The sequence below is a fragment of the Streptomyces sp. NPDC093071 genome (assembly GCF_044754545.1).
Classification (GTDB): domain Bacteria; phylum Actinomycetota; class Actinomycetes; order Streptomycetales; family Streptomycetaceae; genus Streptomyces.
This window is the reverse complement of sequence record NZ_JBIVPH010000002.1, coordinates 296,252-309,652: the sequence shown is the minus strand read 5'-3', so window position 1 is coordinate 309,652 and position 13,401 is coordinate 296,252. Positions and strand designations below refer to the sequence as shown.

General features: G+C 75.3%; 13 protein-coding genes. 7 read left to right on the top strand and 6 right to left on the bottom strand.

The window, feature by feature from the left end; translation table 11 throughout:
- Positions 1-27: 27 nt before the first annotated feature.
- Both ACIQD7_RS07315 and ACIQD7_RS07310 read left to right on the top strand, forming a co-directional pair.
- Entirely contained in the window at positions 28-798 is a 771-nt protein-coding gene (locus ACIQD7_RS07315) for an SDR family NAD(P)-dependent oxidoreductase (protein WP_402440323.1), read from the top strand.
- A gap of 176 nt (positions 799-974) precedes the next feature.
- On the top strand, positions 975-1,871 hold the full coding sequence (locus tag ACIQD7_RS07310) for a DMT family transporter (RefSeq protein WP_402440320.1): 897 nt from the start codon (positions 975-977) through the stop codon (positions 1,869-1,871).
- 15 nt (positions 1,872-1,886) lie between these two features.
- Here ACIQD7_RS07310 and ACIQD7_RS07305 read toward each other — a convergent pair whose 3' ends face one another.
- The gene (locus ACIQD7_RS07305) at positions 1,887-3,269 is read right to left on the bottom strand and encodes an STM4012 family radical SAM protein (RefSeq protein ID WP_402441367.1); all 1,383 of its coding nucleotides are present in this window, start codon (positions 3,267-3,269) and stop codon (positions 1,887-1,889) included.
- A 264-nt stretch (positions 3,270-3,533) separates the two neighbouring features.
- On the opposite strand from ACIQD7_RS07305, the gene ACIQD7_RS07300 reads away from it, so the two are divergent.
- The 4 genes from ACIQD7_RS07300 to ACIQD7_RS07285 all read left to right on the top strand — a co-directional run bounded on the left by ACIQD7_RS07300 (position 3,534) and on the right by ACIQD7_RS07285 (position 6,446).
- The gene (locus ACIQD7_RS07300; protein ID WP_402440319.1) at positions 3,534-4,631 is read left to right on the top strand and encodes a DUF1152 domain-containing protein; all 1,098 of its coding nucleotides are present in this window, start codon (positions 3,534-3,536) and stop codon (positions 4,629-4,631) included.
- A gap of 82 nt (positions 4,632-4,713) precedes the next feature.
- Positions 4,714-5,535: an alpha/beta fold hydrolase gene (locus ACIQD7_RS07295; protein WP_402440317.1), complete on the top strand. Its 822-nt coding sequence runs from the start codon at positions 4,714-4,716 to the stop codon at positions 5,533-5,535.
- Positions 5,532-6,041 (top strand): hypothetical protein, encoded by a 510-nt coding sequence (locus ACIQD7_RS07290; RefSeq protein WP_402440315.1) that lies wholly within the window; start codon positions 5,532-5,534, stop codon positions 6,039-6,041. The genes ACIQD7_RS07295 and ACIQD7_RS07290 overlap by 4 nt, the downstream gene beginning before the upstream one ends.
- A gap of 168 nt (positions 6,042-6,209) precedes the next feature.
- Complete coding sequence (locus ACIQD7_RS07285; protein ID WP_402440313.1) at positions 6,210-6,446, top strand: hypothetical protein; 237 nt, start codon at positions 6,210-6,212, stop codon at positions 6,444-6,446.
- 15 nt (positions 6,447-6,461) lie between these two features.
- Here the strand turns inward: ACIQD7_RS07285 and ACIQD7_RS07280 are convergent, their stop codons facing one another.
- The 5 genes from ACIQD7_RS07280 to ACIQD7_RS07260 all read right to left on the bottom strand — a co-directional run bounded on the left by ACIQD7_RS07280 (position 6,462) and on the right by ACIQD7_RS07260 (position 12,365).
- Positions 6,462-7,265 carry a phosphatase PAP2 family protein gene (locus tag ACIQD7_RS07280; protein WP_402440311.1) on the bottom strand — a complete coding sequence of 268 codons (804 nt, stop codon included), beginning with the start codon at positions 7,263-7,265 and terminating at the stop codon, positions 6,462-6,464.
- A gap of 48 nt (positions 7,266-7,313) precedes the next feature.
- Positions 7,314-8,291, bottom strand: a complete 978-nt coding sequence (locus tag ACIQD7_RS07275; RefSeq protein ID WP_402440310.1) for a YihY/virulence factor BrkB family protein — start codon at positions 8,289-8,291, stop codon at positions 7,314-7,316.
- Positions 8,257-10,002 carry a diacylglycerol kinase family protein gene (locus tag ACIQD7_RS07270; RefSeq protein ID WP_402440308.1) on the bottom strand — a complete coding sequence of 582 codons (1,746 nt, stop codon included), beginning with the start codon at positions 10,000-10,002 and terminating at the stop codon, positions 8,257-8,259. The genes ACIQD7_RS07275 and ACIQD7_RS07270 overlap by 35 nt, the downstream gene beginning before the upstream one ends.
- 130 nt (positions 10,003-10,132) lie before the next feature.
- Positions 10,133-10,885: a D-Ala-D-Ala carboxypeptidase family metallohydrolase gene (locus ACIQD7_RS07265; RefSeq protein ID WP_390756784.1), complete on the bottom strand. Its 753-nt coding sequence runs from the start codon at positions 10,883-10,885 to the stop codon at positions 10,133-10,135.
- Positions 10,886-11,180: 295 nt separating this feature from the next.
- The gene (locus ACIQD7_RS07260) at positions 11,181-12,365 is read right to left on the bottom strand and encodes an AI-2E family transporter (protein ID WP_402440306.1); all 1,185 of its coding nucleotides are present in this window, start codon (positions 12,363-12,365) and stop codon (positions 11,181-11,183) included.
- A gap of 166 nt (positions 12,366-12,531) precedes the next feature.
- Between ACIQD7_RS07260 and ACIQD7_RS07255 the strand changes: the two genes are divergently transcribed.
- On the top strand, positions 12,532-13,386 hold the full coding sequence (locus ACIQD7_RS07255) for a DMT family transporter (RefSeq protein WP_402440304.1): 855 nt from the start codon (positions 12,532-12,534) through the stop codon (positions 13,384-13,386).
- The last annotated feature ends 15 nt before the right edge of the window (positions 13,387-13,401 follow it).

Sequence of the window (13,401 nt, the reverse complement as noted above, 5' to 3'; positions counted from 1 at the left end):
GCACGTCCCCGACCGGAAGGCACCTCCATGAACCCCCTGCCCGCAACAGGCCGCCGCGTCCTCGTCAGCGGCGCCTCCCGGGGCCTCGGCGCGGAGGTCGCCCGGGCGTTCGCGGCCAACGGCGACCGGGTCGCCGTCCACTTCGCCACCCGAGCCGAAGAGGCCCGGACGACCCTGGACTCCCTCCGGGGGACGGGCCACGTCCTCGTCGGGGGCGACCTCGCGGACCCGGGGACGGCCGCGACCGTGGCCGACACGGCGGCCGAGGCGCTCGGCGGGATCGACGTACTGGTCAACAACGCGGCGGTGAACCTCCGCCACCCCCTCGCCGAGACCCCGTACGACGAGTGGGCGGAGGTCTGGCGGCGGCACGTGGCGGTGAACCTGCTCGCGACCGCGAACCTGAGCCACCTCGCGGCCCGGCGGATGATCGACCAGGGCACGGGCGGCCGGATCGTCAACATCGGCTCCCGGGGCGCCTTCCGGGGCGAGCCCGACCACCCGGCCTACGGCGCGACCAAGGCGGCCGTCCACGCGCTGGGCCAGTCGCTCGCGGTCTCCCTCGCCCCCCACGGGATCGGCGTCGCCTCGGTCGCGCCCGGCTTCTTCGCCACCGAGCGGGTCGCACCGCGCCTGGAGGGACCCGAGGGGGCCGCGATCCGCGCCCAGAGCCCCTTCGGCCGGGTGGCCGCCCCCGCCGAGATCGCGGCGGCCGTCCTGTGGCTCGCCTCGCCCGACGCGGAATGGGCGTCCGGTTCGATCCTCGACCTCAACGGAGCTTCTCACCTGCGGAGTTGACCGCCCGCACCCCTCGCCGGAACACCGATCCGGAGGAGCCGGAGGGAGGGGGAGTGGTGCGAAGACACGGGATCGGCGGCGCACGCGGCGCGGATCTCATGGTTTTCACCAGGGGCCACCGCCCCGCGCGCCCGGATACGTTCGCGCCGTCCGTGCGTGGTGGGAGGGGAATCGGTGTGAAGGCTGTGGCGTCCGTACTGGTGGCGGCGGTCCTGTGGGGCACCGTGGGACCGGCGCAGGTCTGGGCCGACACCGGGGCGCACCCGGTGTCGCTCGGTGCCGCCCGGATGCTCCTGGGCGGGCTCGTCCTCACCGCCCTCATGGCGCGCCCGGCCGGACTGCGCACCTTACGGCTGCCCGGGGCGCGGCGGTGGCTGGTGGTGAGCGTGCTCGTCACGGCCTCCTTCCAGGTCTGCTTCCTCCAGGCGGTCGAGCGCTGCGGGGCGGCCCTGGCGACGGCGGTCGCCTTCGGGACCGTGCCCGCGGTCGGCGGGGCGTGCGGGCGCCTGCTCTCCGGCGAACGGCCCTCGCCGCGCTGGGCGGTGGGCACGGCCTGCGCCGTCGCGGGCATCGGACTGCTGCTCCTCCCGAGCGGCGGAGGACGCGCGGACGCGCTCGGCGTCGCGTACGGGGCGGCGGCCGGAGCGAGCTTCGGCGTCTACATCGCCGCCACCAAGGAACTGGGCGCGCGCGGGGCCGACCTGGACGCGGCGGCCCCGGTCAGCGTCCTGTGCGCCGGACTGCTCGTCTCCCCGTACCTCCTGATCGCCCCCGGGGGCCTGGCCACGGCACACGGTGCCGCCCTGGTGGGCTGGCTGGGACTCGGCACGACCGCGCTCGGCTACCTGCTCTTCACCCGGGGGGTCGGCGGGCTCAGCGCCGCCACGGTGGGGACGCTGAGCCTGACGGAACCGCTGGTCGCCACGGTGCTCGGCGTGGCGCTGCTCGGCGAGCGGCCGGGGCCTCTCGCCACCGCCGGCGCCGCGCTGCTCCTCGGCGGCCTCGTCACGGTCTCCGTGCCGGAGCGCCGCCGGACTCCGGAGGAACCCCTGCCGGAGCCGGCCGGGCGCTGACCGCGGCGGGCGGTGTCACCGGTCCCGGTAGGCGCTCATGTTCTCCCGCACGGTCGCGGAGAAGAACATCGGCCCGATCCCGTCGGCCCTGGCCATTCCCTCCGGCGTCAGCCGCAGGACGCCGCCGCCGTCCCGTAGCCAGCGGCGTCCCAGGAGGACGTCGAGCTGCGGGGCGAAGTCGTCCTCGAAGCGGCTGCCGAACCGCCGCTCGTAGCGGGCGGTGTCCAGCCCCGACGATTCGAGCAGGTGCTGGAGGACGTACATCCTGCGCCGCTCGTCCCCGTCCATGCGGAACGCCCACTGCGCCCGCCGGAACCGGTCGCTCGGGGTCGCGATGTAGTCGTCGATGATGCGGCGCACCTCGGGGACCGCGACGGCGTAGTCGGTCGTGTAGTGCAGGTCGGTCGTGAAGGAGCGGGCGCCGACGCCGAGCCCGACCATGCCGGCCTGCTGGTTGTACTCGCTGATGCTGCTGCCGTCGGTGTCCTCGGCGGCGGCGGTGCCGATCCGGCGGAATACCCGCATCGAGGTCTGTTCGTAGCCGGCCGAGAGGAGGTGGTCGCGACCGAAGCGGTACAGGCGCAGCCGCTGGTCGTCCCACGCGTCGGGGGTGGCCGCGTGACGGGTGCTCAGCCCGGTCAGCGGGCGCACGTACAGGGGGTAGAGGTAGATCTCCTCGGGCTCCCAGGCGAGGGCGGCGTCGAGCGAGACCCTGAAGGTGCGTTCGGTCTGGCCGTCGATGCCGTAGATGAGGTCGATGTTGAGCACGGGGAACCGCGCGTCCCTGAGGCGGGCCAGGGCGGCCTCGGCCTCCTCCCGCTTCTGGGGGCGGACGGCCGCGCGCGCCTCCTCGTCGAGGAAGCTCTGCACGCCGATGCTCAGCCGGGTGGCGCCCCGCTCCGCGAGCACGGCGAGGCGGTCGGCGGTCGCGGTGGCCGGCGAGGTCTCCACCGACCAGGACACCGCCCGCAGGTCGACGCCCATGACGTCCTCGGAGATGTCGCAGAGCCGGACGAGCTCGTCGGCCGTCAGATAGGTCGGAGTGCCGCCGCCGAAGGCCGCGAGCGTGAACCGTAACGGCCGGCCCTGGGCGTCGAGGGCCTCCCTGGTGACCCGGGCCTGTCTCTCCAGGGTGTCCAGGAACGCCTGCGTCACCTCCTCGGGGGCGCCGGTGCGGGTGAAGAGGTTGCAGAAGCCGCACCGCATCTCGCAGAACGGTATGTGCGCGTAGAAGGAGAGGGCGTCGAGGCGCTCGCCCGCCCACAGGTCGCTCAGGAGCGGACCGTCGTCGAGAAGGCGGTAGGCCTTCTGGTGCGGATAGGCGTACACGTACTGCTGGTAGGGACTGTCCTCCCCGACGGCGGGGAGGGAGGGCCGGGTCGACGGCGACGGAAGCATGACTGGCTTGCCCATGGCGCGGTGTGACTCACTCTCGGACGACGGCGTCACGTGGTGTGACAGACCGGGACCCTAGGGCGACGACCGCGCCGACATCTGTAGTGCGAACGCCAAAAGTTCGGTTTCGTCGCATGGAGTTTCGTATGCACTTTTCGCGGAGAAGGTTCTTTCCTGCCAAATGCCTTTGTTTGTACGGTGGTCGGGGCGGCGGAACCGGCCGGTCCGGGTGGCGGGAGGAGGGGCGGGTGGAGTTGGGTGTCCGCCATGAAGCGACTTCTCATCGCCGCGGGCGGTGGCGGTGACGCCATCACGGCGGCCATGGTGCACGCGGCGCTGTACGGACCGGACGCCCCGGCACTGGTGCTCACCTACGCCTGGGAGAGGCTGGTCGTCGACCCCGTTCCCGGCCCGCGCGGCGCCGCGGACTTCACCGGTACCCTCGCGCCCGCGCCGGGCCTGACCCTCATCACCCCGCGGACCGTGCCGAAGGCGCCGGCCGGATCGCTGCTGCCCCGGCTGGCCGCGCGGTTGCGCCCCGCCCTCGGGCTGCTCGACCCCTACGGCGGCACGCTCGGCCTCGCCCGCCAGATCGGCGCGGCGGCCCGCTGGTGCGGAGCCGACCGGATCGACCTCGTGGACGTGGGCGGGGACATCGTGGCGCGGGGGGACGAACCGACCTTGCGCAGCCCCCTCGGCGACGCGCTGGCCCTGGCGGCCTGCGCCGCGACGGGCATCCCCACGACCGTGTACGTCGCGGGGCCCGGCCTGGACAACGAAGTGCCCCTGCCCCTCCTGATGCCCCGACTGGGCGAGCCGGCCCTCACGCTCGCCCCCGAGGACACCGAGGGCGTCCTCGCCGTCTTCGACTGGCACCCGTCCGAGGCCGGCGCCGTGCTCGTCGCGGCGGCCCGGGGGGCGCGGGGCGTCTGCGGCACCCGCGACGCCCCCCGCCCCCTGGTCCTCGACGACTCCGCACGCCAGGTGCACCGGCTCACCTGCGAGGAGGCGCTTCGGCTCAACCCGCTGGCGGGGGCGCTCGAACGGTGCTCCGGTCTGGAAGCCGCCGAGGAGGTGTCGTACGAGGTCTGCGGCTTCTCCGAGATCGCGCGCGAGCGCCGGCGGGCCGAGGCGGCGCCCGCCGTGCCGTCCCCGCGCCCGCCGGAGGACCCCGAGGCCCTCCTCGCCCGGTTCACCGCGTGGGAGCGGTCCCGGCTCGCCGAGGGCCTCGACTACGTCACCACCCGCAGGATCACCGAGGAGCTCGCCCTCACCCCTCCGGAGGCCGCCGGCCTCTACCGGACCCTGCGGGCGGGAACGCCACCGCGCCGCGTACCCCCTCTCTGGCGCCTGGCGGGCGCCTGACCCCCCACCCGGTCGACGCCGTTTACCGGCAGCCCCCCGGGGCAGCCGCGCTCACGCGCCGTACGACCGGGAGGGAACCGACATGACCGAGCAGACCGCCCCCGACGCCGCCCTGCCCGACGGGGCCCGGCGGAGGCGGGAAGAGGGGTTCCGCGCCGGTCTCTTCACCCGCTCCTTCGGCCCTCCGCCACGGGCGGGCGGGACGACCGTGGTCCTGGTGCACGGACTCGGCCTCTCGGGACGGTACTTCGCTCCGCTGGCCCGGCGCCTCGCGGCGAACGGGGCCACCGTGCTCGTGCCGGACCTGCCGGGCAACGCGCGGTCGCGGGCCGCCGCCCGCCGAATGCCCGACGTGGAGCGGGCCGCCGACGCCCTGGCCCGCTGGCACCGGCGGCTCTCCCCGGGGCCGAGCCTGCTGGTGGCCAACTCGGTCGGCTGCCAGGTGGCCGCGGCCCTCGCCGTCCGCCACCCGCGGCTCGCCCGACGGCTCGTGCTGCTGGGTCCGGCGCTCGAACCGGGTGTGTCGGGCCTCCGCCACTGCCGCCGGCTCCTCGCGGACGTGCCCCGGGAACCGCTCTCCCTGCTCGGGACGGCCGCGACGGACTACCTGCTCACCGGCCCCCTCCGCTTCGCCGCGTCCCTGCGGCACGCCCTGCGGGACGCGGCCGGGGCATTCGAGGGGCATCTGGCCCGGGTCGCCGTGCCGACGCTCGTGATCCGCGGCGCCGGTGACACCATCGCCTCCCGCGCCTGGGTCCGGCACGCGGCCCGGCTGGTCCCCGACGGGCGCGCGGTCGACGTCCCGGGCGCAGCGCACGCGGCGCACTACAGCGTGCCGGAGGCCGTGGCCGGGCTGATCGAGGAATTCGCGGCCGAAGAGACGAAGGAGACGGAGAACGCGTGACGCCCTCGCACATCCCGCGGTCACCCGACCGCCCGCCGTCCGCGCGCCCGGCCCACCGGTCGCCGTGGCTGCGCCTCCTGCCCGGCATCTCCTCCGAGCGACGCGGCTTCGTCCTGGCGTGGTGGGGCTTCGCCCTCACCTTCGGCGGAATGCGCCTGCTCACCTGGCTGATCCACATCGACGTGGCCGGCATCGGCGACGTGCAGGCCGGCGGGGTGCACATCCACCACTACGTGTGGGGGATCCTGCTGCTCGCCGTAGTGGGCGCGGCGGGGCTCGTGGAGCGCTCGGCACGCGCGCGTGCCTGGATGGGACTCGCCTACGGCGTCGGCACGGCCTTGATCGTCGACGAGGCGGCGCTGCTGATCAGCCTGGAGGACGTCTACTGGGACACCGAGGGGTGGGTGAGCATCGCCTTGGCCCTCGCGGTGATCGCCGTCGTGGGAGGGGTGCTGGCGTCGACCCGGGGCCGGCGGTCCCCGACGCGGGACCGGGACGGCGGCTGAAACGGCCCGGTGTCCGGAACGGTTCGACCGCGCCGCGCGCTTCTTGCCCGGTCGACCCGTCCCCTGCGTCCTGTCCGTCGGTCGACGGGGCTTGAAGCGCACGACGCCGGGTACCGGCACGTTTGCAAAAGATGTCGTACGCCAACGAAACGTGAGGAAGAGGGACGCATGTCGCAGCACCGCGCCACCGAGGGGAACGCCGACCACCCGAGGACCGCCGTCGAGGAGGTCCTGAAGGAGTTCGAGGAGGCCGAGACGGACGTACGGGAAGAGCCGCGCCCCGACGAGGACGGCGAGGCCGCGGAGGCCCTCACGCCGAGCCGGAGCGCGCAGGAGGACGCCCGGCGGCGTGCGGCGGGGGGCCGGGGGAGCGGGCGGGCCGACGGGTCGGACGACGACGCCTGACCCGGCGCCCCCTCGTCACTGGGACCCGGACCGGCCCGCCGGCTCCGGGTCCTCCGTCGTGATCTCGGGCTCCAGGCCCTCGGCGGGCGTGGTGCGGGGACGGCCGACGTCGCCGCGCCACGCCTCGAAGGCGAGGGTGGTCGCGGTGACCACGGCGAGGCCGAGCAGCCAGCCCCCGATCACGTCGCTCACCCAGTGCACGCCGAGGGCGACGCGCGTGTAGCCGACGCCGACCACCGCCACCGCGGCCAGGACCCACGGCAGCGGCCGCCACGCGCGCGGGACCAGCGGCAGCAGGACGAGCAGCAGGACGGCGCAGGAGGTCACGGCCGTCATGGAGTGCCCGGAGGGGAAGGAGAAGCCGGGCGCGTGGGCGACCGGATCCGGCAGGTGCGGCCGGGCGCGCTCGACCACGTTCTTCACCAGCAGGCCCACGAGCCCGCCGGCGATCGCCGTGACGGCCGCCCAGGCGGCCAGCCGGAAGGCCCGCCGCCACAGGAGCCACACCACCACCCCGGCCACCAGGATCCGCATGGTCGCCGGCCCCCACGCGACGTGCGTGAGGAGGTCGAGCACCCGCACCCAGGCGGGGTGGTCGAGCGCGGAGCGGTGCAGCCGCTCGGCCACGCCCTGGTCGAGCCGGTGCAGCGGTGCCCAGTGCGACTCCACCAGGACCAGCGCGAGGGAGAACGGGACGGCCGCCAGGGCCGTGAGGGCCGTGCCCGCCAGCAGCCTCGCGCCGAACCGCGCGTCGGGCCCGCCGTGCCCGGCCACGAGCCGCCCGAGGAGGCGCCGGGTGCGGGAGGAACGCTCTGTCATGGTCGGTACGGTTCCTTTCCTTGGTACGAGGAGGGGGCGAGGAGCGGTTCAGACCCCGGGATCCTCGCTGATCGGGGCGTCCACCCCCGCCCGTACGGCCTCCAGTTGGGCCGCGAAGGACAGGCCCAGGAAGAGCGAGAGCGACGTGAGGTACGACCACAGCAGCAGCGCCACGAACGCGCTCAGCGGGCCGTACACGGTGGTGAAGGAGCCGCCGGAGCCGACGTACAGGCTCAGCGCCCAGGTCGCGCCCAGCCACAGCAGCAGGTGGACGGTGGCGCCGAAGGCCAGCCAGGTGTGGCCCGGCTGGGGGCGCCGGGGCGAGCGGCGGAAGACGACGCTGGTGGCGAGCACGGCCAGCAGGATGCCGACGGGCCAGCGCAGCAGGTCCCACGCGAGGCGGGTGCCCGGGCCGAGGTGGTAGACCTCGATGAGGGCGTGGCTCAGGTCGGAGCCCAGGACGGTGACGCAGAAGCTCAGCCCGAGGGGCAGCCCGGCCAGCACCGACATCACGAGCCCGCGCGCGTACTTGTGGAGGAACGGGCGGTCGCGCTCGACGCCGTAGATGCGGTTGGCGCCGCGCTCCACCTGGCACATGCCGGTGGTGACGTTGGAGACCGAGAACAGCAGGCCGAACCAGAGGGCCACCGCGCCGCCGTCCCCGGCGTGCCGCCGGCTCGCCCGCAGGGCGTCGTCCACGACGTCCTGGCTGGGGCCGCTGATCCGGCGGATCAGCAGCTCGGCGATCCGCCCGACGTCCTCGGTGTGCAGCACCCCGGAGAGCCCTATGACCGCGATGGCGAAGGGCAGGATCGCCAGGACGGTCTGCAGGGCGAGGGCCCGGGAGTGGCTGAACCCGTCGGCGTAGCGGAACCGTACGAAGGAGTCCCGTACGAGCGCCCAGCCGCCGTAGCGGCGGAGCGTGGCCCAGGCGTCCTCTCCGGACAGGGTCTCGCCCTGGAGGCGCAGCTCGGCCTCCACGGCCCTGACCTCACTGAGCCGCGGTACGCGCGTCGCGGTGCCCATGCTCCGCCACCTCCTTCCCGGTCCCGGCCGGTATGCCGGTCCGCGCCGGCGCGGGCAGGCACACCCGCAGCGCCCCCGGCTCGACCTCCGCCGTCAGCCGGGTGCCCGCCGGGAGGACGTCGCCGTCGAGCTCGCGCGGCTGGGGACGGGCGAAGCGGAGGTCGACGCGGGCCGCGCCGAAGTACTCCAGCGCGCCGTGCGCGGCGGTCCGCTCCCGCGTGCCGGAGGCGGGGGAGGTCCGTCCGCCCGGCAGGCGGGAGACCAGGTATCCGGCGGTGGCGAGCCAGCCGGTCACCCCGCGCGGGTCGAGCAGGACGACCTCCAGGCGGCCGCTGTCGGGCCGGGCGTCCGGCAGCAGCGGCAGCCCGCCCTGGAGGGAGCCGACGTTGCCGATGACGACCATCCGGGCCCGCCGCTCCAGCGGGGCGCCCCCGTCGAGACGGATCGACAAGCGCATCCGGGGGTCCCGCAGGTGCCGCGCGGCCGAGAGGACGTACGCGGCCCAGCCCAGGCGCTCCTTGAGCCGCGGCGAGGCGTCGCGGACCATGGCGGCGTCGAACCCGGCGCCCGCCATGACCGCGAACCGGGTCGGCGCGAGCCCGTCGCCCTCTATGCGCGCCACGTCGAGCCCGGCGGCCCGCCCGGACAGGGCCTCCCGCAGGGCGGCCACCGGTTCGACCGGCAGCCCCAGGTTGCGGGCGAGGAGGTTGCCGGTGCCGCAGGGGACGATCGCGAGGGGGACCCCGGTCCCGGCCGCCACGTCGGCGCAGGCGCGGACGGTGCCGTCGCCGCCGCAGACGACGACCAGGTCGACCGGGCCGCCCTGGCCGAGCGGGTCCGGGGCCGGGTCCGTCCCGGTCAGATGCGCGGCCAGGGCGCCGGACGGGTCCTCGGGGGTCGTCTCCGTCCATCGCTGCTCCGCGTACCCGTGCCGCCGCAGTACGTCTCGTACCCGGGCGGCGGTCTCCTCGCCGCACGCGTGCGGGTGGCGGACCACGACGGCCCGCCGCGTGCCGGGGGCGGCCGGCTCCGGCTCCGGGGCCGGCTCGTCCTTCCGGGCGCCGGGCAGCAGCGCGACCCCCACGAGCAGCAGCGTGCAGGCGCCGTTCAGGAGGCCCACCACCACGTCGGAGGGGTGGTGCATCCCCCGGTAGAGGCGGGAGAACGCCACGGCCGGGGGGATCAGCAGGAGGAACCCCACGACGAGGTTCCGCCGGACGCCCCGCAGGTGCCGGAACGCGAGCACGGCCAGGCCTCCGTAGAGCGCCATGGAGGCCCCGACGTGACCGGAGGGGAAGCTGGACGTCGGCGGCGCCCCGTCCAGGCGGGGCACGTCGGGACGGTCGCGGTTCACGACGAGGGTGACGAGCAGGAAGATCGCGGACTGCGCGGCCACCGACACGGCCAGGAACCCCGCCTCCCACCACCGGGGCGCCCGGGGCACGAGGAGCAGCCCCAGCACGCAGAGCAGGGTCAGGGCGATCACGGTCTGGGTGTTCGCCACCAGCGACATCCAGTCGGTGAGCGCGGTCGCGGAGGGGTCGCGGTGGTCGGCCAGCGCGCGGTTGACGCCGTCCTCGGCCGACAGCGGCCAGTGGTGCGTCAGGGGCCCGGTCGCCAGCAGCCCCAGGGCGGCCACCAGAGCCGCCTGCACGGGCAGCAGCAGGAGCGCGCGGCCGGGTCTCGCTCCCACGTCGTGTGCGTTCGTCATTGACGCCGTGTTACCCGCCGGGCGCGGGTCATGCGCGGGCCTTCGCGGACCGTCGCGGGGCCGGCCGCCGGGGCCTTCGCGCACGCCGTGGCCCGCGTCCCCCCGGGGGAGAACGCGGGCCGTTCGCGGGTCAGATCCCGCAGCTGGAGGCGGACCAGAAGCGACTGGGCCGGTGGTCGACATGGGCGTGGTCGCCGTGTCCCGGGTAGCCGGGCCCGAGGATGCCGTTGAAACCGTGGTTGCGGGCCTGCTGGGCGATCCGGCACAGCGAGTGGGGACCGGCGCCGAGGTCGGCCGCGTCACCGTACAGATGACGGCTGGAGGAGGCGCCGCCGACCGCGCTGTTGCAGGCCTGGCTCCGGAAGCCGCTGGTGACGCGGAGGGGCTGGTCACCGAGGGCGTGCCGCAGGGCCTCCAGCTTCCACATGGTGCGCAGGGCGTTGGACTTGGCGGTGGCCGCGCTCACCGCGCCCCCGGCCCAGGTGCTGTTGCAGTTGTTCAGCTCCGCGTAGGAGAAGTGGACGGGGGTGCAGTCGTCGTCCTGGAGCGCGTAGATCTTGCTGAACGTCGCGGGGCCCGCGACCCCGTCGGCGGCCAGTCCGTACGCGGCCTGGAAGCGTTTGACGGCGGCGGCGGTCGCCGGGCCGTAGGAGCCGTCGATGCCGAGCACCGCGCCGTGACCGGGGTAGCCGGCGACGCGGATCTGCAGGGCCGTGACGTCGGCGCCGGACGCCCCCTGGGAGAGGGTGCGCGACCAGGTGTAGCAGCCGTCGGCCTGAGCGGTGCCCGCGGTGGCCACCACTCCGGCCAGCGAGGCGGACAGGAGCATGACAAGGGAAAGGAGAAAGCGCAGGGGCAGGGAACGTACGGTGCGTCCGGCCATCGGGCCTCCAGTGCCTCACGAATCGGATGTGGTCCCAGGTGCGGGCACTCAGAGACTGGCGGGCCGTGTGACGCGCGTCAACCCGCCCCGGCCACCGCCATTTGTCGGCCCAATGACGGTGAGGGAACGGCGCCCCGCCCGCCCTCGCCGGCCTCCGCCCGCCCTCGCCGGCCTCCGCCCGGCCCCGCCGGCCTCCGCCCGCCCTCGCCGGCCTCCGCCCGCCCTCGCCGGCCTCCGCCCGCCCTCGCCGGCCTCCGCCCGGCCCCGCCGGCCTCCGCCTCTGCCCGCTCCCGCCTCACGCCGCCGGGCTCCCGCCTCCGTCCGGCCCCGTGCCCGTCTCCGGCGTCGTATCCAGCCCCGTCCCCGTCCCCCTCCCTGTCCCTGGCCCCGTTCCCGCAGACGGATCGGTCCCGTCCAGGAGTCGTTCCGTCGCGCGGGCCTCCCGCAGGGCCGTGATCACCGACCACACCACCGACACCAGCGGCACCGCCACCACCGCGCCCACGATGCCGGCCGCGATCGAGCCCGCGAGGACCGAGACAGCCACCACCAGCGGGTGCAGCCGTACGGCCCAGCTCATCACCAGCGGGTGCAGCAGATGCCCCTCGATCTGGCCGATCACCACGATCAGGGCGATCACGACCGCCGCGACGAACGGGCCCTTCGCCGCTAGGGCGACGACCGCGGCGACCGCGAGGGCGACCGGCGAACCGATCAGCGGGACGAACGCGGCCACGAACTCCAGCAGCGCCAGCGGGACCGCGAGCGGCACCCCGAGCAGCCACAGCGCGATCCCCACGAGCACTGCGTTCGTCGCGGCCACGAGCACGATCCCGTGCGTGTAGCCGGTGAACGTGCGCCACGCCGCCCGCCCGCCGATCTCCGCCCGCCCCCGCAGGGACACCGGCAGCTGCTCACGGAACCACGCCCACTGGCGGTCGCCCGAGTGCAGGAAGAACACCGAGGAGAACAGCGCGAGCGCCAGCGTGGCCAGCACCGCCACCAGATGGTGCGCCCCGCTCACCGCGTCGCTGACCAGCGTCGAACGGTGGTCCGAGAGGAACTGCCCGATCCTCTCCTGCGCGTCCGACAGCGCCTCGGGGTTCAGCCGGAACGGCGGCCGCTCCAGCCACTGCTCGATCCGCCCGACGCCGTCCCGGAACTCCCGCACCAGCGTCGTCCGCTGCCCCGCCACCGCCTCGCCGACCAGCGTGAGCACGCCCAGGACCAGCGCGATGCCGCCCAGCAGGGTGAGGGCGACCGCCGCCGACCGGGGCAGTCCCCGGGCGACGAGGTCCGCGACCGGCCGCAGCAGCGCGGTGACGACCAGACCGAGGAACAGCGCCACCCCGATCTCGTGGAACCGCCCGAGCAGGGCGAACAGGGCGTAGACGAGGGTGCCGACGACCAGCAGCCGCCACGCGTACGCGGCGGCCGTGCGGAGGAACGGGGCCACCTGCGGTGGGGAGCCTGGCTGCATGACCGACGACGTACCACCGCGGCGGCGCCGGGCCACACCGGCGGGCCCGCATTCGCCCGACCAGGACCCGGCATTGGCCCGACCGGGTCCCCGGCCGGTTCCCCCGTACGGGCGTCCGGCCGGTGTCGCCGCCCCCGTACGGCCGCCGCCCGGTCAGGATCGGTGCATGGGCGTCGTCCTGCCGGTCCTCTTCTCCCTCTTCGCCGCGTTCAGCAACGCGCTGGCCACGGTGCTCCAGCGGCGTGCCGCGCTCACCGTCCCGCAGTCCGACTCCTTCCGGCCCGGACTGATCCTCGACCTGCTGCGCCGCCCGCTCTGGCTGGCGGGCATCCTCGCCGTCATCGCCGCCGGCGTCGGACAGGCGGCGGCCCTCGCGACCGGGCCGCTGGCCCTCGTCCAGCCCCTGTTCGTCCTCGAACTGCCCCTTGCCCTCCTCATCGCCTCCCTCATGGCGCGCGAACGGCTGCCCGGCCGCCTCTGGGCGGCCGTGGCGGCGGTCGTGGCCGGACTAGGAATCGCCCTCGTCGCCGCCTCGCCCACCGGCAACCGCACCCACGTCGCCCTGGACCGCTGGGTTCCGGTCCTGGCGGCCTGCGCCGTCGCCGTGGTGGCGCTCACCGCCACCGGACTGCGCCGCCCGCCCGGCCGGGCCAGGGCGGCCTGCCTCGGCGCCGCCACCGCGATCTGCTACGCGCTGACCGCCGCCCTCATGAAGACGTCCATGCACGTCCTCGACGACGGCGGACTCGGCGCCTTCCTGACGGCCTGGCAGACCTACGCCTTCTGCGCGGCGGGCATCGCGGCCCTCCTGCTGCTCGAACACGCCATGCAGGGCGGCCCGCTCGTGGCCTCGCAACCCGCCCTCACCCTCGGCGACGCCACGGTCAGCCTGAGCCTGGGCGTCCTGCTGTACGAGGAGCACGTCCGTACGGGCTGGTGGCTGCTGCCCCAGCTGGCCGGGGTGGCGCTCGTCGTCCTCGGGGTGTTCGCCCTGGCCCGCGGCGGGGTCAGCGCCTCCTGACCCCGAACCCCGAGA